Source organism: Azospirillum sp. A26, assembly GCF_042604635.1.
Taxonomy (GTDB): Bacteria; Pseudomonadota; Alphaproteobacteria; order Azospirillales; family Azospirillaceae; genus Azospirillum; species Azospirillum palustre.
The window spans coordinates 150,151-170,558 of the sequence record NZ_CP170475.1 but is presented as its reverse complement, the minus strand read 5'-3'; the positions used below and the strand labels follow the sequence as shown (position 1 = coordinate 170,558).

Below are 20,408 nucleotides of genomic sequence, written 5' to 3'. Positions count from 1 at the left end.
CTGGTCACTCGTCGGTCTGGTGGTGCTGGTCGAGATCGCCGAACTTGGTGAACTGGCCGTCGAAGTAGAGCCGGACGGTGCCGATCGGACCGTGACGCTGCTTGGCGATGATCACCTCGGCGGTGTTGTGCACCTCGCCCAGGCGCTGCTGCCAGCGCTGATAGCGGTCGTTGAACTTGTCGTCGCTCTCGTCGGGCCGGCGCGAAGGCTCGGCGCGCTCAAGATAATACTGTTCGCGGAAGACGAACATCACGACGTCGGCGTCCTGCTCGATGGAGCCCGATTCGCGAAGGTCGGCCAGCTGCGGCCGCTTGTCCTCGCGCAGCTCCACCGCGCGGCTCAGCTGCGACAGCGCCACCACCGGCACGTCCAGCTCCTTGGCGATGGCCTTCAGGCCGCGGGTGATCTCCGAGATTTCCTGCACCCGGTTCTCCGCCCCGCGCGAGGACGAGCCGCGCAGCAGCTGGAGGTAATCGACCACCACCATGCTGAGGCCCGAGGTCCGCTTCAGCCGGCGGCAGCGGGTGCGCACCGCGGCGACCGACAGGGCCGGCGTGTCGTCGACATAGAAGGGGCAGCGCGCCAGATCCTGGCTGGCCTGGACGAACTTGGGGAAGTCGGTGTCGCGGATTTCGCCGCGGCGGATCTTGTCGCCGGGCACCTGCACCTCATCGGCGAGGATACGGGTGGCGAGCTGTTCCGCCGACATTTCCAGCGAGAAGAAGCCGACGACGCCGCCTTCCTGGCCGCTGGAGCGCATGTGCGCCTTGGCGGCGTTGAAGGCGATGTTGGTGGCCAGCGCCGTCTTGCCCATCGAGGGGCGGCCGGCGAGGATGATCAGGTCCGACGGGTGCAGGCCGCCCAGCTTGCGGTCGATGTCGATCAGGCCGGTGGTGACGCCGGTGACGTGGCTGGAGCGGCGGAAGGCCGCCTCCGCCGTCGTGATGGCGTGCTTGACCGACTCGCCGAAGGCGACGAAGCCGCCCTGCACGTCGCCGGTGGAGGCGAGGTCGAACAGCTGCTTCTCCGCCTCGCCGATCTGGTCGAGCGCGGTGATGTCGAGGTCGTGGCGGTAGGCCTCGTTCACCATGTCGGTGCCGACCTCGATCAGCTGCCGGCGGATGAACAGGTCGTGGATGGTCTTGCCGTAGTCGCCGGCATTGACCACCGTCACCACGTTGGCGGCCAGTTCCGCCAGATAGGCGCTGCCGCCTTCGACCGCCAGTTCGGGATCGTTGTCGAACAGGGCCTTCAGCGTGACCGGGTTCGCGATCTGGCCGCGGTCGACCATCTTGGTGATGGCGGCGAAGATGCGCTGGTGGGCCGGATCGTAGAAATGCTCCGGCCGCAGGAACTCGCCGACCTTCTCATAGGCCTTGTTGTTGACCAGGATCGCGCCCAGCAGCGCCTGCTCCGCCTCCTCGTTGTTGGGAGGCGTTCGGTATTCCGCCGTCGGCTTGACCGCGGCGGAGGGGCGGGGATCGAACAGCGATGAGGTCTGGTTGCTCATGGAGGACACAATATCAGAAACAGAACGGGAACGCTCTGCGAAGGGTGGGTGACCCTCCACAAAAGCTGTGCACAGAAGTTATCCACAGCTTGGGAAGTCTGGGGATAACCGCGGGAAGGGCCGGCGGCGCCTGAAAGACCGCGCTTCAGAGCTTCCGGGGCCTCAGAGCTTCCGGGGCTGCGCCGGATGGGCAGGGTCGGGCATCGTCCCCAGCGCCTCGAACACCGCGTCGACATGGTCGGCGACGCGGTAGAGGGCGGAGCGGTCGATGCGGGCGAAGCCCTGGGCGACCATATGGTCGATCAGCCCCAGGAGCGGGCGCCAGTAGCCGTCGACGTCGGCGATGACGATGGGCTTGTCGTGCAGCTGAAGCTGCTTCCAGGTCAGGATCTCGAAGGCTTCGTCCAGCGTGCCCAGCCCGCCCGGCAGGATGACGAAGGCGTCCGACCGCTCCACCATCATGCGCTTGCGGGTGTGCATGCTGTCGACGACATGCAGCTCGGTCAGGCCGGTGTGCTCGATCTCCGCCGACTGGATGTGTTCCGGGATGATGCCGACCACCTCGCCGCCGGCGGCAATCGCGGCGTCGGCGGCGATGCCCATCAGCCCGACCCGGCCGCCGCCATAGACCATGCGGATGCCGCGCCGCGCCAGCCCGTCGCCCAGCGCGTGGGCGGCTTCCTTGTGGACATCGGCGACACGGGACGACGCACCGCAATAGACGCAAACGGACGACAGGCTCTTCATCGCGGGTCAACCTTTCTCGCCGCCGCCCCCATCGGAAGCGCGGCCGGAAAAAAATCTGGCGAATGCCATGGAATATCGGGCGGGGGCGGCGCGTCAACAGCGGCACAAGCACCGTTTAAGCCACGGCATCATCGGGAGGGACCACATGAGCAACCGGGTCGTCAATGTTCTTGCGGCGGCATCCGTCGCCGGTCTGATGTTCACGCTGTTCGGCATGTCGGCCGGCGCCGCCGGCGCCGCCGATCCGGCCGAGCAGGTCAAGGACCGGCAGCAGACCATGAAGAAGCTGGGCGGCGGCATGGGCGCCGTCGCCAAGTTCGTGAAGAACGAGGGCGCCACCGCCGAGGACGCGGCCAAGGGGGCGGAAGCCGTGCTGGCGGTGTCCAAGATGGACCCGAAGAAGATCTTCCCCGAAGGCACCGCCGTCGGCGTGGCCGACAGCGCCGCCAAGCCGGAGCTGTGGAAGAGCTGGGCCGAGACCCAGAAATACTGGAGCGCCGTCCAGCCGGCGGCCGAGAAGCTCGACGCCGCCATCAAGGGCGGCGACCGCGCGCAGATCGCCCAGGCGCTCGGCGCCACCTCCAAGACCTGCGGGAGCTGCCACGAGGACTTCCGCGTCAAGAAGAACTGACCGGTGCGGCGCGTCCTGACCGCCGTTGCGATGCTGCTGCCGCTCGCCTTCGCGGGCGGCAGTGCGCGTGCTGCTGGCGAGGCTCCCCCGAATGGCGCTGCAAACGGCGCGGCGAACGACGCGGTCAGCCGGGGCGCCTACATCTTCAACGCCGCCGGCTGCCTCGGCTGCCACACGGACGAGAAGGGCGGCGGCCAGCCGCTGGCCGGCGGCCGGGCGCTGGCGACCCCCTTCGGCACCTTCTACACCCCGAACATCACGGCGGACCCGGTCAACGGCATCGGCCGCTGGAGCGACGCCGACTTCATCCGCGCCGTGCGCGAGGGCGTGCGGCCGGACGGTGCCGCCCTGTTCCCGGCCTTTCCCTACGCCAGCTACACGCGGATGACCGACCGCGACCTGCTGGATCTGAAGGCCTACCTGCTCAGCCTGCCGGCGGCCCCGGCCGCCAACAAGCCGCACGACCTGTCGCCGCCCTTCTCCTGGCGCTTCCTGGTCCCGGTCTGGCAGTGGATGTACCTGACCCCCGGCCCGGTCGCCGACGACCCGGCCAAGCCGCCGGCCTGGAACCGCGGGCGCTATCTGGTCGATGCGCTCGGCCATTGTGCCGAATGCCACAGCCCGCGCACCCAGCTCGGCGGGCTCGACTCCGACCGCTACCTCGCCGGCAATCCGCAGGGGCCCGACAACGACAAGGTGCCGGGCATCACCGGCTCCAAGGCCAAGGGCAAAGGGATCGGCGACTGGTCGGACGGCGACCTGTCGCTGTTCCTGGAAGCCGGCCTGACCCCCGACGGCGATGTCGCCGGCGGCGCCATGGGCGAGGTCGTGCGCAACACCACCTCCAAGCTGACCGCCGACGACCGCGCCGCCATCGTCGCCTATCTGCGGACGGTGCCGGCGAAGGAGTGAGTCTTCGCGGCAACAGGCGCCGATTTGGTGCGGACTCCTGATCCATTCGGGCAATCGAGCCCGATTGGCGGAGGGTTCCGCTCCAACGGCGCCATTCTTTTGCGCCCTGTCCTTCTGCTATAGTCAGGCATCCTGCCAGTGTGGCGGGCCGCCGGATGGGTGCTCAGGTGAAACGAAACGCGTTGTTCGCAGCTTTGGGCGTGGCTCTGATGGGTGGGGCGGCGGCGATTGCCCTTTGGCCCGCCGGGAAATCCGCGACCGTGCCGGCGACCGGACCAGCGACCCTGGCCTCCGCTCCGGCCCCGGTTCCCCCGGCGGCACCGGCCCAGACGGCGACGCGCACCGACACACAGAAGGCCGCACCCGCGTCGGCCACTCCGGAACTGGCCAAGGAGCAGGCGAAGGAACCGGTCAAACCAGCCGCTCCCAGCTTCGACGTGGTGCGGGTGGCGCCGGACGGGGCGACGGTGATGGCCGGCCGTGCCGCCCCCGGATCGGAGGTGACGGTCACCGATGCCGGCACCCGCGTCGCCTCGGCCAAGGCCGACCAGCGCGGCGAATGGGTGATGCTGCCCGACAAGCCGCTGTCGCCCGGCACCCGCGAACTGAACCTGACCGAGACCCGCCCCGGTGCCGACGCCCCGCTTCCCGCCGACAAGGTGGTCGTGGTGATGGTGCCGGAACCCGCGGCGAAGTCCCGACCCGAGTCGCCCCTTCCGGCGGCTCCGGTCGCGGTGGCGGTGCCGCGCGACGGCTTGGCCGGTGCTGCGCCGGCCATGGGCGGCAGCTCGATCCTGCAGGCCCCGCCGGTTCCCGACAACGGCGCGCCTGCGCCGCCGGGCGGCGTGTCGGTGGAGACGATGGACTACGACCCCGCCGGCCGGGTGGCGCTGGGCGGACGGGCGGCGCCGAACAGCGCGGTGCAGCTCTACCTCGACAACATCCTCGTCGGCAGCGCCCACAGCGACCCCAAGGGCAACTGGCGCCTGACCCCGGAAAAGCTGATCGACCCCGGCCTCTACACCCTGCGCGCCGATCAGGTCACCCTGTCCGGCAAGGTGGTGGCGCGGGCCGAACTGCCGGTCCAGGTCTCCGCCATGCCCGTCGCCACCGACGGGCGGAACGTCGTCGTCCAGCCCGGCAACAGCCTGTGGCGGCTAGCGCGCCGCACCTATGGCGACGGCATGCTCTACACCACCATCTACACCGCCAACCGCGAGCAGATCCGCGACCCGGACATGATCTATCCCGGTCAGATCTTCACCCTGCCGCAGGTGAATTGAGGCGGCGGGTTTCCGGAACCCTCAGCCCGCCGGCATCCGCCCGATGGCGGCCCAGCCGAGCGGGGTGAGGCGCAGCACCTCCGGCCCTTCGCCGGCCGGATTCGGGTCGAGCGTCACCAGTTCGCGGTTCTCGAACCAGGCCCAGCGCGTCACGTCCGCGGTGGTGCCGGTCCAGCCGTCGGCCAGACGCTTCAGAACGTCGAGGTCGGCCGCCGCGATGGGAAAGCGCGGCTTCGCCACCGCCGGCTTGGCGGCCGGCGTGGGCGTTGCGGCCACCGGCTGCGGCGGGGCGTCGGCCCCGGCGCGGGCGCGGATCCAGTCGGTCTGGTAGCCGCGCAGCGCCTGCTCCAGTTCCGTACGCGCGGCCTCCACCGGGCAGCGCAGATAGGCGTCCAGCAGGGCGTGCAGCGTGTTCGTCGCGTCGGTCATGTCCGTCACCAAACTCCAAAACCAACCCAGTCCCAAAACCAACCCAGTCAAAGAGCAGCCATGTCATCCGGCCATGTCGCACCGGGACCGCCCGGCCGGGGCGCCGTCACAGCCATCCGGTCCGCCGGAAGCGGACATACAGCGCGGTGCAGACCACGGCGATCACCGCCAGCACCGCCGGGTAGCCGTAGCGCCAGTGAAGCTCCGGCATATGCTCGAAGTTCATGCCGTACAGGCCGGCGACGGCCGTCGGCACGGCGAGGATGGCGGCCCAGGCGGCCAGCTTGCGCGTCACGTCGTTCTGCCGCGCGGTCGCCAGGATCATACTGGTTTCGAAGGCGAAGGACAGCACCTCGCGCAGCGAGCCGATCTGTTCGTTGACCCGGATCACATGGTCCTGCACGTCGCGGTAATAGGGCCGGATCGCCTGGTCGATCATCGGCAGGTCGAAGCGCTCCAGCCGTGAGCAGACCTCCAGCAGCGGCGAGGCGTTGCGGCGCAGCCGTTCCAGATCGCGGCGCAGCTGGTGGATGCGCTCGATCTCTCCCGTGCTGGGCGGGCGGGCGATCAGCATGGCGTCCAGTTCGTCCACTGTGCTCGCCATCTGGTCGAGCACCGGGAAGTAGCAGTCCACCACATAGTCCATGATGGTGTAGACGATGAAGTCCTCGCCATGCTTCAGCAGGTGCGGCGCGCTTTCCGCCCGTGCCCGCACCGGCGAATAGCTGGTCGAGGCGCCATGCCGCACGGTGACGACATAGCCGCGGCCGGCGAAGACATGGGTCTCGCCCAGCACCAGCTCGCCTTTTTCCAGCCGGGCGGTGCGCAGGACCATGAACAGGCTGTCGCCATAGACGTCCAGCTTCGGCCGCTGGTGGGCGTGCAGGGCGTCCTCGACCGCCAGCTCATGCAGGCCGAACTGCCGCTTCACCTCCATCAGCAGAGCCTCGTCCGGCTCCCACAGGCCGATCCAGACGAAGTGGTTCTCCTTGGCCGCCCAGGCGCCGGCCTCGCCGATGGGCACCTCGGCGATGCGCCGGCCATCGCAATAGGCGGCGCTCGCCACCACGGCGTTTCGGGGCCGGTCGGGCGAAGGATCGGGAGATGGGGACGGGGAGGGCAGTGGCGTCATGGAGTGGAAAACCGGAAGAGGGGCGGCAGGTCGCCGCCACTCTAAAGAGGTTCCCCGGCAGCGTCGACGAATCCGCGGCGGCCATCCGGGCGGACCGGCGGCCTTGCGCGTTCTCATTGCCAAGGACCAGCTTGCGGGAAGGCGAGGGCGATGTTCGAATCGGCGTCACGCGTGATGTATTTTCTGGCGGCGGCGACGCTCGGCCTGTTCGCCCTGATGTTCATCGCCTTGTCGGCCCTGACGGTGGTGGAAGGGGTGGTGGCGCTGGACAGCGCCGTCCTGACCTCGGCCATGCTGGACGGGGTGGGGATGATCGTGCTGGCCATCGCGGTGTTCGAGATCGCCAAATACCTCTACGAGGAGGAGATCGTCCGCGAACGCGAGCTGCGCCGCGCCGACGAGGCCCGCCGCACCCTGACCAAGTTCCTCACCACGATCATCATCGCCGCCAGCCTGGAGGGGCTGGTCCTGGTGTTCGAGGCGCGCACCAGCGAGATTTCCGCCATCATCTATCCGGTGATGCTGCTGGGCGTGGTCACGCTGCTGGTCGTCGGGCTGGGCGCCTTCCAATGGCTGGCGCGCAAGGCGGAGAGTATTCATGTCGATCCCGCGGCGTCCGAAGCGGACGAGGCCGAGGAGGACAAGCGGCCGGCGGGACAGGCCGACGGGACGCAGGCCGATGGCGATTAGGCCGGCACCCCTGGCCTTTCGCCATACCGCCGTCCGCCATGCCGCCTTTTGCCGTGATTGACCCGCCCGTACCGCCTGCGCCAAGCTTGCCGCCGTCCAAGGTGGTAGAGGGAGAAGGGGCATGGCCCGCAATACGGGCAACTACACGGCCGTCTATGGCTTTCCGGAATCGGCGGACGCCGCGCGCCGTCTGGCCCAGGCGCTGGAGATCCCCTGCCACATCGCCGAGCTGCACCGCTTCCCCGACGGCGAAAGCCTGGTCCGGCTGCCGGAGCCGGTGGAACGCGCCATCGTCTACCGCTCGCTCGACCGCCCGAACGACAAGCTGGTCGAGCTGACGCTCGCCGCCTCGGTGCTGCGGCGCCAGGGGGCGACCGACCTCTGTCTGGTGGCGCCCTACATGGCCTACATGCGCCAGGACGCTATCTTCAAGCCGGGCGAGCCGGTCAGCCAGACGGTGGTCGGCGACTGGCTCGGCCGCTGTTTCGACCGCTTCGTCTGCGTCGAGCCGCACCTGCACCGCACCCACACGCTGGACGAGGTCTTCGTCGGCCGCCCGTCCGTCGCGCTGAGCGGAGCCGCCCCCATCGCCGAGCATCTGCGGGCGAACGGCGTGGCGTCGGGCACCGTCATCGTCGGCCCGGACGAGGAATCCGCCCCCCTGGTGGAGGCGGTGGCCGGTCCGCTCGGCCTGACCGGCATTGTCGGCCGCAAGGAGCGGCGCGGCGACCGCGACGTGACGGTGGCGTTGCCCCCCGACGCGCCGATCCATGGCCGGCCGGTGGTGATCGTCGACGACGTCATCAGCTCCGGCGAAACGATCTTCTCCTGCGCCCGCGCCGCGCGGGTCCTGGGGGCGAGCCGGGTGCAGGTCTATGGCGTCCATGCCCTGTTCAGCGACATCGTCGCCGAGCGCTTCACCGCCGAAGGGCTGGGCCGCCCGCTGTCCTGCGACGGCGTGCCACATCCCTCCAACGCCCTGTCGCTGAGCGGCCTTCTCGCCGACGCCGTCAGATCCTTGGGAGGCGACTAGGCCGTCCTGTCCTGACGGGAACTGCCGCGCTTCGGATCCCCTGGAGCGACCTCACAGGGTCGGCCGGGGGACCGGCGTGCCGGCGGGGATCAGCTTGGCTCCCTTGGGTCGCTTGGGGCAGTCGCCGGAAGAGTACCAGCGAGTGATGACGCCCTGTTCGACCAGAAAGCGCTGTTCGCAACTGGCGTAATCGGGAACATAGCCCCACTCTTCCGAGTGCCTGCCGTTCGTCAGCCATGAATACTGGTACCCGATCATCTTCGATCCGTTGTTCAGCACATGGCTGTTCTGCGGCGGGCCCCATGACAGGACCAGATCGTCTTCGGACGCTCCCACCCAGGACGCGGTGACGTCGGACGTGGTCTGATAGCGCTGGCCCGACACCAGATTCGACAGGGGAGAACCGGCACATCCCTGAAGTGCGAGGCAGGCCAGGACAACGGGTACAAATCGCATATCGGATCCTTGCGTCTGATGGGGTCAATCCGGCGCAGCGTGCGCTATCCGAAAGAGGGAATGGAAAATCCTGGGATGCCGGAGAGATACGGCTCAGTAATCGGACAGGAACGCCAATTTATAGTGTGGCCGCTGCCGATTCAACTCGGGCTCCCTCCCTCTGAGAGCCTAACCCGAAAAGAGATGAATTCCGGGTTGACTTGAATTGTTTCTTCGCTCTTCGCTGAAAAGACTGCCCGCCGACGGCAGTATGCAGAGCGTGGAAGCAATACAAGGCTGCGCCATCCCCGTCCGCCGATGGCTGCGGCGCGCGGGCGCCCGGCTTCCCGTCGGTAATACTAACGTTCGTGGTAGGATCTGGTGTAATCTGGCCTCCGGACCGTCGGGAGCGGCGGTCCGGATCAGGCGATGCGCGGGGATGGTCCGTTGAGCGGAGGCGTGTGATGTCGAAGGTGACGGATGTCGTTCTTCGGATGGCCCGCAAATTGACCGAGGACATCGCGGCGCTGGCCCGCCTGCGTGCCGCCGGCAAGCCGAAGACCTTTCCGCGCTTCCGCGAAATCCGGGCGGCCTATCTCGACATCCAGGGCCTGGTTTTCTCGATCCAGGAAAGGCTGGAGATCGCCGGCAAGGAGCTGCCGTCGAATTTCCCGCAATGGGTGCTGCGGCAGAAGCTGAGCGCCATCGCCATCTTCACCGACATCAGCCATTCCTTCGTCAGCGACCCGCCGCTGGCGCTGACCGCCTCGCTGGGCGCCTTCGACGTGCTGGTGGCGGAACAGAAAGCCTTCAACGAGACGCTGCACACCTTCGACACCATGCTGATGGAAGCCGGCATCGACGACAAGACGGCCGACGAGCTGGACGCCACCCGCAGCAAGATCGAACAGATTCTCGGCATGATCGAAAAACTTCTGCTGACCAGCCCGAAGATCCTAGAGGAGTTCTGATGCCGGAACCGGCAGCCGATCCCAAGGCAGATCCGATTGCGGACAGCCCGTCGGCCTCCGATCCGAACCCGACAGCCCGTCGCCTCCTGCGCAATCTCCACGTGCCGGTTGTCGTTCCCCTTCTGGCCCTGATTGTCGGCGCCGGCCTGTCCCTGCTGGCGATGCTCCAGTCCGAGCGCCTGCTGGCCAGCGAGGAGGCGCACCGCTTCTCCGCGCGGGTCGAGGAAATCCACGGCCAGCTCGCCGACCGCATCAAGGTGTACGAGCAGGTGGCGCGCAGCGCCGCCTCGCTGGCGATGACCTTCCCCGACCTGCATTGGACGCAGTGGACCCGCTTCGTCGAGGCGCTGGACATGCCGCAGCGCTATCCCGGCATCATCTCCATCGCCTATGCCCGCGCCGTCGCGGCCGAGCGGTCGGGCGATCTGGTGGCGTCGATGCGGGCCGCCGGCCTGACGGCCTTCCGCATCTGGCCGGAGCATGCCGGGGCGGACCGGGTGGTCAACATCTTCACCGCGCCGGTCAACGAGGCGAATGCGCGGGCCATCGGCTTCGACATGATGTCGGAGGCGGTGCGGCGCTCGGCCATCGAACGGGCGCGCGACAGCGGCGAACCGGCCGCCACCCGCGCGATCACCCTGAAGATCGACGAGGCGGCGGGGGCCAAGCCCGCCTTCATCCTCTATCAGGCGACCTACCGCGGCGATCCCCTGCCGCCGTCGCTGGAGGCGCGCCGGGCCTCCTTCACCGGCGTGGTGCTGACCCCGGTCCGGATCGGCCCGCTGGTCGACGGGCTGATCGACGGCCAGCGGGCCGACACCGGCCTGGAGATCTACGATGTGGCGCCGGCGGAGGCCGAGTTTCCGCTCTACCGCAGCCACCGGCCGTTGCAGACAAAGCCCGCGCTCAGCCTGAGTCGTGAGCTGCCGGTCGGCGGGCGCATCTGGACCGTCCGCTACGACAGCCTTCCCGACGGCGTGATCACCGCGCATGACTGGGTGCCCGGCGCCCTGCTGGCGGTCGGCATCGCCCTCAGCATCGCGCTGTCGCTGGTCCTGCGCATGGTGCTGGTGATCCATTCCCGCGCGGTCGAGCTGGCCGGCGAGATGACCGCCTCGCTGCGCCTGCAGGAGGCGGAACGGCAGCAGCTGTTCACCCAGGCGCCGCTGGGCATTGCGCTGGTCGGCACCGACGGGCTGGTGATGGACTGCAACCCGGCCTTCGCCAGCGCCGCCGGCCTGCCGCGGCGGGATCTGCTCGGCACCGACGCCCGCCTGCGCTTCGGCGACCAGGCGTCGGTCTTCGCGCTGGAGGCGGCGCTGCATGGCGAGAGCGGCAAGCTCGAATCCGACCAGCCCCTGCTGATGGGCGGCCGGCGCAGCCATTTCAGCCTGCATTTCCAGCCGGTCACCGCCGGGGGCGCGCTGAAATTCGTGCTCGCCTTCGCCGAGGACATCGGCGAGAAGCGCCGGGCCGAGCAGCACATCCAGTATCTCGCCCATTTCGATGCGCTGACCGGCCTGCCCAACCGCGTCCTGCTCTACGACCGCATTGCCCAGGCGCTGCGCGAGGGGCGGCGCGACGGCACCAAGGTGGCGGTGCTGTTCATCGACCTCGACCGCTTCAAGGTGATCAACGACAGCCTGGGTCACAGCTTCGGTGACGAGGTGCTGCGCTCGGTGGCGCGCCGGCTCCAGGCGGGCCTGCGGGAATCCGACACGGTCGGCCGGCTGGGCGGCGACGAGTTCCTGATCGTCGTCCGCCAAGTGACGGAGCCGGGCGACGCCGCCCGCGTGGCGGAGAAGGTGGTGGCGCATCTGGCCAGCCCGTTTGCCGTCGGCGGCCAGAATTTCGTGGTGACGCCCAGCGTCGGCATCAGCCTGTACCCGGACGATGCCGACGATCCCGAAGGGCTGATCCGCTGCGCCGACATCGCCATGTACAATGCCAAGGAGCAGGGGCGGAACGGCTTCCGCTTCGTCACCAAGGAGATGGGCGCCAAGTCGCGCGAGCGCATGGATCTGGAGGGCGCGCTGCGTCAGGCGATCCGCGAGGGCGAGCTTTTCCTGGTCTACCAGCCCCAGGTCGACACCCTGACCGGCTGCATGGTCGGACTGGAGGCGCTGGTCCGCTGGCGCCATCCCGAGGAGGGTCTGATCCTGCCCGGCCGTTTCCTGCCGGTGGCGGAGGAGACCGGGCTGGTGCTGGCGATGGGCGACTGGGTGTTGTTCGAGGCCTGCGCCCAGATCCGGCGCTGGCGCCAGCGCTTCGGCCTGTCGATCCCGGTGGCGGTCAACGTCTCCGGCGCCCAGTTCCGCGACGGGCAGCTGCCGGTCAAGGTCGCCCGCGCGCTCGACGCCAACGGTCTCAGCGGCTCGGAGCTGGAAATCGAGGTGACGGAAAGCACGCTGATCGATGACGTCGAATCGGCGGCGGCCACCCTGGCGGCGCTGAAGCAGCGCGGCGTGCTGATCGCGCTGGACGATTTCGGCACCGGCTATTCCAGCCTCAGCTATCTGCACCGTCTGCCCATCGACAAGCTGAAGATCGACCGCTCCTTCATCCACGACCTGTCGACCGGCGCCAGCGACGCCTCCGTCCCGCGCGCCATCGTCGGTCTCGGCCGCAGCCTGGGCCTGTCGGTGATCGCCGAGGGGGTGGAGACGCAGGAGCAGTTGCAACTGCTGCGCGATTTGGCCTGCGAAAGCTACCAGGGCTTCCTGTTCAGCCGCCCCATCCCGGCCGAGGAGATCGAGCGGCTGCTGGAGACGCTGACGGCGGTGCAGCCCCCCGTACAGCCGCTGTCGGCGGAGTGAGGGCGCCGTGCCTCACTCATACACGGCGTCGCGCGGGCCGGTATCTCCCAACGCCATCTTGACGAAGGCGTCGGCCGTCAGGTCTGCGTCGAGCAGCGCACCATGGCGGGCGAAGCGGTCGCTCCGGTCGAGCCACAGCCGGTCGCACAGCGCATCGAGCGAACCGGAAGCGCCGGGGAAGACCTCGTGCGACATCTCCTTGGTACAGATGAACCGGTCGGCCGGGAAGCTGTCGGCACCCCATGCGGCGCGTCCGCAGCGCGCGAACTCGTAGTTCAGGAAGTCCATCTCGTTCTCATAGGCATGGGCCACCAGAGGATCCTCGCCAAGAAAGGCGAGAAGCGCGTCGGCCACCTCGGGAAAGCGGGGCGCCGTCTTCAGGTCGGCGGGCTTGATGCCGTGCACCTTGATGGAGTCGGGATGGAGAGGGGCGTCGGGGTTGACCCGCGTCTCCCAGCTGCGTGCTTTCCTCCAGCCATCGCCCTCGCGGAGGAGTTCGAGACACCCGATCTCGATGACGATGCCGGGCTGACGCAGGCCCTTGGGCGCCTTACGGATGTCCTGGAGGCTCGGCAGGCGCCGTCCGGTCGTCTCGATGTCGATTGCGACCAACCGGTCACGTCCTTCCCATGGCTGCATGCTCATTGAGATCCAATCTTTCTTCGGTGGAGCCACCTGTGGCACGGATGCGAAACGAGGACAACGCTTCGTCACACCGCCCAGAGTAGCATGACGAATGCGCCATGACCGGCGCGACCGCTGGCGAGCAAGGAGTATCGCTGTGAAAATTCCCGGCCCCGAGCATCCCATCACCATCGTCCCCAATCCGAACCGGATCCGTGTCGTCTTCGCCGGCCGGGTCGTCGCCGAAACGGCACGCGCCCTGACGCTGACGGAGGCGAATTTGCCCGCGGTCCACTATATTCCCCGCGCGGATGCCGACATGACGGCCTTCGAGCGCACGGCGCACACGACGCATTGCCCTTACAAGGGCGATGCCACGTATTACAGCCTGCGCGTGGGTGACCGCGTCGCGGTCAACGCCGTCTGGACCTACGAGACTCCCTATCCCGCCATGGCCGCCATCCGCGACCATTTGGCGTTCTATCCGGACCGCGTCGATTGCATCGAAGAGCACGCGGCCCCATAGCGGCAGCCGGCGGAAGACTCGGCCTGCGGTGTGGTTTTCATCGAAATGCCCGGACGCCTCCGTTCCGCGCGCCATCGTCGGTCTCGGCCGCAGCCTGGGCCTGTCGGTGATCGCCGAGGGGGTGGAGACGCAGAAGCAGTTGCAGCTTCTGCGCGATCTAGCCTGCGAAAGCTACCAGGGCTTCCTGTTCAGCCGCCCCATCCCGCCCGAGGAGGTGGAGCGGCTGCTGGAGACGCTGACGGCGGTGCAGCCCCCCGTGCAGCTCCCCATACAGCCCCCCATACAGCCCGTGTCGGCGGAGTGATAGGGACTGCGGCGGTTGCAGCGTCGCGCATTTCGCATTGAGCGCACGCCGCTGCAACCGCCGCGTCTGTTTCCAGGAAAGCCATGGAAACAATAAGAACTACATTCCTTTTGCTGTTTTGAAGCCAAGCTCCGCACCGATATCTCGGAGTTTCTTCGCCAAGCTCTTGAATTTAGATTGCTTCCCTGAACATTTGACACATTGTGGCATTATCTTAAATTTTCGATCTGTAATTCCTGCAAAACTAAGCAACCGTATTACATATGGCGTGTTAAATTCACGAGGTGGTAAATGGTCTGCGGTATATCGTGTATTTGCTGATGTTGTAGATTGTGATCCACAGATATGACATTGGAGAGTCTCTCCACTCCATATTAATCTAGCATGATCTGTTCGTTTCGACGAAGTATTGACGGCGTGATTCGGATTGTAATATCGACCTCCGGTCAGGTATTGCGTGCTTCTATAGAATTCTTTTTCAAAATCCTCTACAGATTTTGTTTTATTTAATTTTGCTACAATAGAAGATTGCCTTCTGCAGCAATCGACGCAGGAAGGCAGCAACTTCCATTTGGGGAGGCCGCTGAAGACATTATGTTTGCTCTCAAAGTCTTTAAACACTTTTCTTTTCATATTAAGGCTATAGGGTGGAATATGGTCCGCCACCCAGCCCGCGGCTCCAGGTGCGCCCATCTTCTTTCCACAAGTCCAGCAACCATGTTTTTGACCTGCCGACTGTAGCTGTCTGCCTACAAAAGACGTTGCGGCAACTGTCCTCAAAGTTAATTTTGGAGCTTGTGATATTTTTCCTAAAGGAACGCCATTGGTATGATAAGCTTTTGACTCCATATCTTTGTATATGGCCAATATTTTTTTCTTGTATTCCTCCTTTGTGTTCTCATCAATCGTTGGTTCTTGTTTGCTTGACCGGAGTTTTGCGAGTACTTCTTTCCGCAGCATGAATTGCTCTCCAACGGATAAACGCAATACACCGATAAAAATGGGTCTTCGTTAAAAATCAGCTAAGCTGGCGGGACTGTGTAGCGATTCGAGTACGGGATTACTGAGTATGTGCGGAGAATTGAATGCATCGAAAAACCGTAGCGCTTCTGGCGCTGTCGTGATTCGCTTGCCCCGAAAGGTTGCTTGGGGGGGCATGGCCGGTCAAGCAGGGCTGTTCGATCTTCAGTATGGTTATGCAGAGTTGAGCAGGAGCGGCGATCCTTCGACAGCCGGGGGTGGGCGGACAGCGCCTACCGTTCGAAGGCCAATGAAAAGCTATCGCGGCGGGCCGCCGCAGCATGGTTCATTTCCGAGAAGCCCAAGGGACGGCCGATGCCGGGGCGCGCACCAGCGCGCCAACCGCGCCCACTCGGCGGTATGGTCCGCCGTCGAGCATGTGTTCGCCGACCGGAAAGGAGCGCATGGCGCTGTTCATCCGCACCATTGGCCTTGGGCGCGCCACGGTGAAGATCGGTATCGCCAACCTCGCCTACAATTTCCGACGCCTGATCTGGCTCGGGTGGCGAACTGCGCCCGTTTAGCGCCCGAGGTGTTCAGCTGCGTTTGACCACGCGTTCCCAGTGACGATGAAGCGCTGCGACGTCGCCGCTGGTCAGGATCGGCATGGCGCTCCGCAACTGGTCGTCGGACCACTCCCACCACGCCATCTCAAGCAGCAACGCAACAAGATGGTCATCGAAGCGCTTCCGGATCGTTCTGGCGGGGGAACCACCCACAATCGCATAGGGCTCGACGTCCCGCGTCACCAGCGACCTTGTGCCGATGACAGCGCCGTCGCCAATCGTGATGCCGGGCATAACGATGGCTTCCGAACCGATCCAGACGTCATTGCCGATCACCGTGTCGCCTGCGGGCTGGTAGCCGTTCTGCGCGCCGGCGAATGCCGGCACGTCGGGCATCCAGAAGAAGGGAAAGGTGCTGATCCAGTCGCTCCGGTGGCCTTGGTTGCCCGCCATGATGAAGGCTGCGCCGGACCCGATGGAGCAGAAGCTGCCAATCACCAGCTTGTCGGCCCCTTCGTCCGGGAGAAGAAACCGGGCGCAGTCATCGAAGCTGTGGCCATGGTAATAGCCGGAATAATAGCTGTACCGTCCAAAGACGATGTTCGGGTTGGTGACCTGCTTTTCCAGGAGGACGCCCTTGAAGGGGCTTTCGAAAAAGTTCTTCATCGGATCGCTCCGCTGCATCTGAGCCGCCAGATAGGCGGTTTCCTGTCCGCGTGGGCGCGCAGACGACCGACGCGAGCCGCCAATCGGGGTGCTCACGTCAAAGCTCTTCGCGTCAAGCGCGCGAGAGCGCGATGCAGGTGGTACTTGGTGCGGCCTTCATGACGAGGATATTTGCAGCGGAACAGTCGGATCGCAAGAGCGAGAGGGGAGGACCTCCGCTGTGCCGATGGAGCAGCCCCCATCTCCATTTTCAAAGAACGTCACCGGAAAGGAAAATTTTCCTGTAACCTCCCCGCAAGCCCCCCACTTGCGGAGTCCCGCCATGCCTCTCGATCCCCGCAGCTTCACCACCGACAACTTCCCCCGCTGGGCCGAAGAGCCGCCGACCCCGTCGGACGGCGCGCTGGTTCCCGGTTCGCAGTTCCATGATCCGCGAGCGCCGCCCGCCCAGCCCGGCGCTGGTCGCCGCCGTCCTGGCCCAGCCGGAAGCCGTCGGGCCGAAGGGCGTCTTCCCCTACACGCTCAACCAGTATGAGGAGTACCCCAACCTCAACCCCGGCCCGGTCAGCCGCCGCGCCGCCGGTGCCTTCGGCCGGCGGTAGATGGCCGGCGGTAGATGGAACATCCGGCGGAAACTGTTCCACGCCGTTCCATCCCTCCCTCGGCCGCAGCGCCGGTGCCGTCAGAAGCGCAGCCCGCCGCCGGCCTCCGCAGCACCCCCCAGCAGTTCCAGCGTCGCCAGCGCCATCACCTGCGCCGATTGCACCATGTCGTCGATGCCGACCCATTCGTCGGGCTGGTGGGCGAGGTCGAGGATGCCGGGACCGTAGGCGATGCAGTCCTTCAACTGGCCGACGCGCACCACATGCTTCTGGTCATAGGTGCCGGGGGACACCACATGCTGCGCCGGGCGGCCCAGCACCGTCTCGATGGCGGCGGCCACCGCCCGCACGACGGGAGCGTCGGCGTCGGTCATCGTCGGCAGGAAGGCCAGCACCTCGCGCAGCTCGTAGTCGAATCCGGGACGGTCGCGGCGCAGATCCTCCAGGATGGCGACGATCTCGCCGCGGACCGCCTCGGGGTCCTCCTCGATCAGATAGCGGCGGTCGATCACCATGCGGCAGCGGTCGGGCACCATCGGGCTGGGCAGACCGTCATGATCCTCGCGCTGGCCGCCATGGATGGCGTTGATGTTGATGGTGGACTGGCGTGCCCCCTCCGGCACCACCGGCATGTCGGTGCGCTTGGCGGCAAGGCGCGGGATCAGCTCGGTCTCGATCCGGTGCAGCACGGCGCCCATGTGGCGAACCGCGCAGTTGCCGAGGAAGGGCATCGAGCCGTGGGCGACGCGGCCCTTGGTCTCGATCTCCGCCCACCAGACGCCGCGGTGGCCGATGCAGACGCGGTCGACGTTCAGCGGCTCCGGGATGATGACGTGATCGACCCTGGGCCGGGAGAAATAGCCGAGCGTCGCCAGATGTCCGACCCCGCCATAGCCGCCGGACTCCTCGTCCACCGTGCCGGAGATCTCCAGGGCGCCGGCCGCCAGCAGCCCCTCCTCCAGCAGCGATTCCACCGCGATGATCGAGGCGGCGATGCCGCCCTTCATGTCGCAGGCGCCGCGGCCATAGACCCGGCCGTCCTTCACCACCCCGCCGAAGGGATCGACGGTCCAGCCCTGGCCAGCCGGCACCACGTCGATGTGGCCGTTGAAATGGACGCAAGCTCCCGGACGCGGCGCCTCGATGCGGGCGACGATGTTGGTGCGCGGATAGCGGTCGCTGTCGCCGGCCGCCCCCTCCGCCCGCACATACTCCACCGCGAATCCGCGCGCCGCCAGCCGCCGGCCGATCAGCTCGGCGCAGTCGGTGTAGACGTCGCCCGGCGGGTTGACGGTGGGGATGCGGATCAGATCCTGGGTCAGCGCGACCAGCTCGTCGCGCCGCGACTCGATCCGCTCGAAAAGCCGGCGAAACAGCAGCTTGGTTGCGGCGTCGGTGTCGGAACGCATGGCCTCTCCCGCGGCAAAGACGCCGTCAGTGTCGCCGCATCCCGATGGTCCGTCCACCCCGCCTTTCGGGAAGCATCCCTGCTGGCGGTCTTGTGCAGCGCACTTTCCCGGATCGTCCGGGGCCGCTACAGTCGCGGCGCCTCTCAGTGGAGATCCTCTATGACCGTCACGCATCCCATCGGGCTGAGCGCCCCGACCCTGGCCGACCCGGTGATCGCCGAGGCCGCGGCCCGCTTCGTCGACGCCCGCCGCAGCGCGACCGGCCTTGCCGATTTCCCCGGCCCGCTGCCGGCCGACCTCGCCACCGCCTACGCCATCCAGGCGACGGCGACCGCCGCCTGGCCCGACGAGGTCGCCGGCTGGAAGGTGGCGCGGGTGCCGCCGGCCCTGGAGGAGACGCTGGGCGCCATGCGCTACATCGGCCCGATCTTCGCCGGCACCGTGGTGACGGGGGCCGGCGGTTCCTTGACCTTCCCGGTCATCCCCGGCGGCTTCGGTGCGGTCGAGGCGGAGTTCGCGGTGCGCATCGCCGCCGATGCCCCCGCCGACAAGCTGGATTACAGCCCGGCGGAGGCCGCGGCCTTCATCGCCGCCGTCCATGCCGCCATCGAGGTGGCGGGCGGTCCGCTGGCCCCGGTCAACACGCTGGGGCCCACCGCCTCCACCGCCGTCTTCGGCAACAACAACGGCCTGATCGTCGGCGAGGAGATCGTCGGCGGCGTCGAGGGCAGCGATGCCCTGCGCGCCGAGGTGCTGATCGACGGGCAGAGCGTCGGCGTCGGCAGCAGCGCCAAGCTGCCGGGCGGCATCGCCGCCGCGGTCGCGGTGGCGCTGAGCATCGCGGTCCGGCTCGGCCGTCCGCTGAAGGCCGGGCAGTGGATCTCCACCGGCGCCCTGACCGGCGTGCACGCCATCGCCATCGGCCAGCAGGCGCGGATTGCCTTCACCGGCCTGGAGCCGATGTCCGGCACCGCCGTCGCCGCCGGTCCCATCAGCTGACGGTTCACTCCCTTCACCATCAGCACCGCGGCCGGTGCAATCCAGGGTACGGCGCCGGTCATGGCCCGACACGGCCTTGACGGAAGCCAAACGGCGGCGGGGATGCTTGAATGGCCTCCCCCCTCCAGTCCCTGGATTTTTCCCCTTGTCCCAGCCCAGCCTGTCTTCCGAAGCGACCGCGCCCGAGGTTTCCGGGGCGCGCCTGCTGCCGCCCGTCCAGATGCTGGCCGGGCTGGGGCTTGCCGTGGCCGGGGTGGTCGCCTTCTCGCTGCGGCCGGTCATCATCAAGCTGGCCTACCGCTACAATGTCGATCCGGTCACCCTGATCATGCTGCGCATGGTCTTCGCTCTGCCCTTCTTCCTCGGCATGGCGCTTTGGGCGGGAGCCAGCAAGGGAGAGCGCGCCCCGATTGCCGGCCGCGACCTCGCTTTGACGGTGGCGCTGGGCGTCACCGGCTATTACGCCGCCAGCTTCTGCGATTTCCTGGGCTTGCGCTATGTCTCGGCCGGGATGGGGCGGCTGCTGCTGTTCCTCTACCCGACCATCGTCGTGCTGCTGTCGGCCCTGTTCCTCGGCAAACGGATCGGCCTGCGCGAGGTGGTGGCGCTGGTCGTCTCCTATGCCGGCGTGGCATTGGTGGTCTGGTCGGAGATCGGGACCGGCCATCCCGACTTCGCGACCGGGGCGGCTCTGGTCTTCATGGGCGCCTTCCTCTACTCGATCTATCTGGTCGGCAGCAGCCGAGTGGTCCAGCGGATCGGCTCCATGCGCTTCACCGCCTATGCGATGACGGCGGCCTGCCTGTGCTGCATCCTGCAATTCCTGGTGCTGCGGCCCTGGTCGGCGCTGGAACTGCCGCTGCCGGTCTATGGGCTGTCGGCGGTGATGGCGGTGGTCTGTACCGTGCTGCCGGTGCTGATGACAGCGGAGGCGCTGCGGCGGGTCGGCCCCAATCTGGTGGCGCTGAGCGGTGCCATCGGCCCGGTCTCCGCCGCGGTCTTCGGCTATCTGGTGCTGGCCGAACCGATGGGCTGGCTGCAGCTTGCTGGTGCCGCCCTGACCGTCGCCGGCGTCATGATCATCAGCCTGTGGAAGACGGCCTGAGGTTTTTGGGGAATAACCGTGCGCTTTCCGTCGTCTCCTCTTCCAACAGAATGAAAGG

General features: G+C 67.0%; 21 protein-coding genes. 12 read left to right on the top strand and 9 right to left on the bottom strand.

The features are described 5' to 3' along the window. Positions 1-4: 4 nt before the first annotated feature. A complete protein-coding gene (locus ABNQ39_RS29620) occupies positions 5-1,510 on the bottom strand; it encodes a replicative DNA helicase (protein WP_109049942.1) in 1,506 nt (501 codons plus the stop codon). 162 nt (positions 1,511-1,672) lie between these two features. After that, positions 1,673-2,257 (bottom strand): TIGR00730 family Rossman fold protein, encoded by a 585-nt coding sequence (locus tag ABNQ39_RS29615; protein ID WP_376965643.1) that lies wholly within the window; start codon positions 2,255-2,257, stop codon positions 1,673-1,675. A 145-nt stretch (positions 2,258-2,402) separates the two neighbouring features. Between ABNQ39_RS29615 and ABNQ39_RS29610 the strand changes: the two genes are divergently transcribed. From ABNQ39_RS29610 to ABNQ39_RS29600, 3 genes are all read left to right on the top strand, one after another. Further along, positions 2,403-2,888 (top strand): c-type cytochrome, encoded by a 486-nt coding sequence (locus tag ABNQ39_RS29610; RefSeq protein ID WP_109049944.1) that lies wholly within the window; start codon positions 2,403-2,405, stop codon positions 2,886-2,888. A 3-nt stretch (positions 2,889-2,891) separates the two neighbouring features. Further along, positions 2,892-3,800, top strand: coding sequence for a c-type cytochrome (locus ABNQ39_RS29605; RefSeq protein WP_376965641.1), 909 nt, complete (start codon positions 2,892-2,894; stop codon positions 3,798-3,800). A gap of 260 nt (positions 3,801-4,060) precedes the next feature. Then, a complete protein-coding gene (locus ABNQ39_RS29600; protein ID WP_376965639.1) occupies positions 4,061-5,083 on the top strand; it encodes a LysM peptidoglycan-binding domain-containing protein in 1,023 nt (340 codons plus the stop codon). Between the two features lie 21 nt (positions 5,084-5,104). Here ABNQ39_RS29600 and ABNQ39_RS29595 read toward each other — a convergent pair whose 3' ends face one another. Both ABNQ39_RS29595 and corA read right to left on the bottom strand, forming a co-directional pair. Beyond that, complete coding sequence (locus tag ABNQ39_RS29595; protein ID WP_376965637.1) at positions 5,105-5,512, bottom strand: hypothetical protein; 408 nt, start codon at positions 5,510-5,512, stop codon at positions 5,105-5,107. A 106-nt stretch (positions 5,513-5,618) separates the two neighbouring features. Beyond that, entirely contained in the window at positions 5,619-6,644 is a 1,026-nt protein-coding gene (corA, locus tag ABNQ39_RS29590; RefSeq protein ID WP_376965635.1) for a magnesium/cobalt transporter CorA, read from the bottom strand. Between the two features lie 150 nt (positions 6,645-6,794). Between corA and ABNQ39_RS29585 the strand changes: the two genes are divergently transcribed. Together ABNQ39_RS29585 and ABNQ39_RS29580 are read left to right on the top strand one after the other, a co-directional pair. Further along, complete coding sequence (locus ABNQ39_RS29585; RefSeq protein WP_376965633.1) at positions 6,795-7,334, top strand: hypothetical protein; 540 nt, start codon at positions 6,795-6,797, stop codon at positions 7,332-7,334. A gap of 121 nt (positions 7,335-7,455) precedes the next feature. Continuing rightward, entirely contained in the window at positions 7,456-8,367 is a 912-nt protein-coding gene (locus ABNQ39_RS29580) for a ribose-phosphate diphosphokinase (RefSeq protein ID WP_376965631.1), read from the top strand. A 51-nt stretch (positions 8,368-8,418) separates the two neighbouring features. On the opposite strand, the gene ABNQ39_RS29575 is transcribed toward ABNQ39_RS29580, so the two are convergent. Next, positions 8,419-8,823: a hypothetical protein gene (locus ABNQ39_RS29575; protein ID WP_376965629.1), complete on the bottom strand. Its 405-nt coding sequence runs from the start codon at positions 8,821-8,823 to the stop codon at positions 8,419-8,421. A 443-nt stretch (positions 8,824-9,266) separates the two neighbouring features. Here ABNQ39_RS29575 and ABNQ39_RS29570 point away from each other — a divergent pair, with 443 nt between their 5' ends. Beyond that, positions 9,267-9,773, top strand: coding sequence for a hypothetical protein (locus ABNQ39_RS29570; protein ID WP_376965627.1), 507 nt, complete (start codon positions 9,267-9,269; stop codon positions 9,771-9,773). Continuing rightward, the gene (locus ABNQ39_RS29565; protein ID WP_376965625.1) at positions 9,773-12,589 is read left to right on the top strand and encodes a bifunctional diguanylate cyclase/phosphodiesterase; all 2,817 of its coding nucleotides are present in this window, start codon (positions 9,773-9,775) and stop codon (positions 12,587-12,589) included. The genes ABNQ39_RS29570 and ABNQ39_RS29565 overlap by 1 nt, the downstream gene beginning before the upstream one ends. A 12-nt stretch (positions 12,590-12,601) precedes the next feature. Here the strand turns inward: ABNQ39_RS29565 and ABNQ39_RS29560 are convergent, their stop codons facing one another. Next, entirely contained in the window at positions 12,602-13,234 is a 633-nt protein-coding gene (locus ABNQ39_RS29560) for a 3'-5' exonuclease (protein ID WP_376965623.1), read from the bottom strand. Between the two features lie 136 nt (positions 13,235-13,370). Between ABNQ39_RS29560 and ABNQ39_RS29555 the strand changes: the two genes are divergently transcribed. Continuing rightward, the gene (locus tag ABNQ39_RS29555) at positions 13,371-13,739 is read left to right on the top strand and encodes a DUF427 domain-containing protein (protein ID WP_376965621.1); all 369 of its coding nucleotides are present in this window, start codon (positions 13,371-13,373) and stop codon (positions 13,737-13,739) included. Positions 13,740-13,767: 28 nt separating this feature from the next. Next, entirely contained in the window at positions 13,768-14,043 is a 276-nt protein-coding gene (locus ABNQ39_RS29550) for an EAL domain-containing protein (RefSeq protein WP_376965619.1), read from the top strand. A 99-nt stretch (positions 14,044-14,142) separates the two neighbouring features. Here ABNQ39_RS29550 and ABNQ39_RS29545 read toward each other — a convergent pair whose 3' ends face one another. Both ABNQ39_RS29545 and catB read right to left on the bottom strand, forming a co-directional pair. Beyond that, complete coding sequence (locus ABNQ39_RS29545; protein ID WP_376965617.1) at positions 14,143-15,003, bottom strand: hypothetical protein; 861 nt, start codon at positions 15,001-15,003, stop codon at positions 14,143-14,145. A 596-nt stretch (positions 15,004-15,599) separates the two neighbouring features. Next, the gene (catB, locus tag ABNQ39_RS29540; protein ID WP_376965741.1) at positions 15,600-16,235 is read right to left on the bottom strand and encodes a type B chloramphenicol O-acetyltransferase; all 636 of its coding nucleotides are present in this window, start codon (positions 16,233-16,235) and stop codon (positions 15,600-15,602) included. 425 nt (positions 16,236-16,660) lie between these two features. Between catB and ABNQ39_RS29535 the strand changes: the two genes are divergently transcribed. Continuing rightward, positions 16,661-16,837: a hypothetical protein gene (locus ABNQ39_RS29535; protein ID WP_376965615.1), complete on the top strand. Its 177-nt coding sequence runs from the start codon at positions 16,661-16,663 to the stop codon at positions 16,835-16,837. 80 nt (positions 16,838-16,917) lie between these two features. On the opposite strand, the gene ABNQ39_RS29530 is transcribed toward ABNQ39_RS29535, so the two are convergent. Then, complete coding sequence (locus tag ABNQ39_RS29530) at positions 16,918-18,246, bottom strand: acetylornithine deacetylase/succinyl-diaminopimelate desuccinylase family protein (RefSeq protein ID WP_376965613.1); 1,329 nt, start codon at positions 18,244-18,246, stop codon at positions 16,918-16,920. 159 nt (positions 18,247-18,405) lie between these two features. Here ABNQ39_RS29530 and ABNQ39_RS29525 point away from each other — a divergent pair, with 159 nt between their 5' ends. Continuing rightward, complete coding sequence (locus tag ABNQ39_RS29525) at positions 18,406-19,245, top strand: 2-keto-4-pentenoate hydratase (protein ID WP_376965611.1); 840 nt, start codon at positions 18,406-18,408, stop codon at positions 19,243-19,245. A gap of 145 nt (positions 19,246-19,390) precedes the next feature. Then, the gene (locus ABNQ39_RS29520) at positions 19,391-20,350 is read left to right on the top strand and encodes a DMT family transporter (RefSeq protein WP_376965609.1); all 960 of its coding nucleotides are present in this window, start codon (positions 19,391-19,393) and stop codon (positions 20,348-20,350) included. The last annotated feature ends 58 nt before the right edge of the window (positions 20,351-20,408 follow it).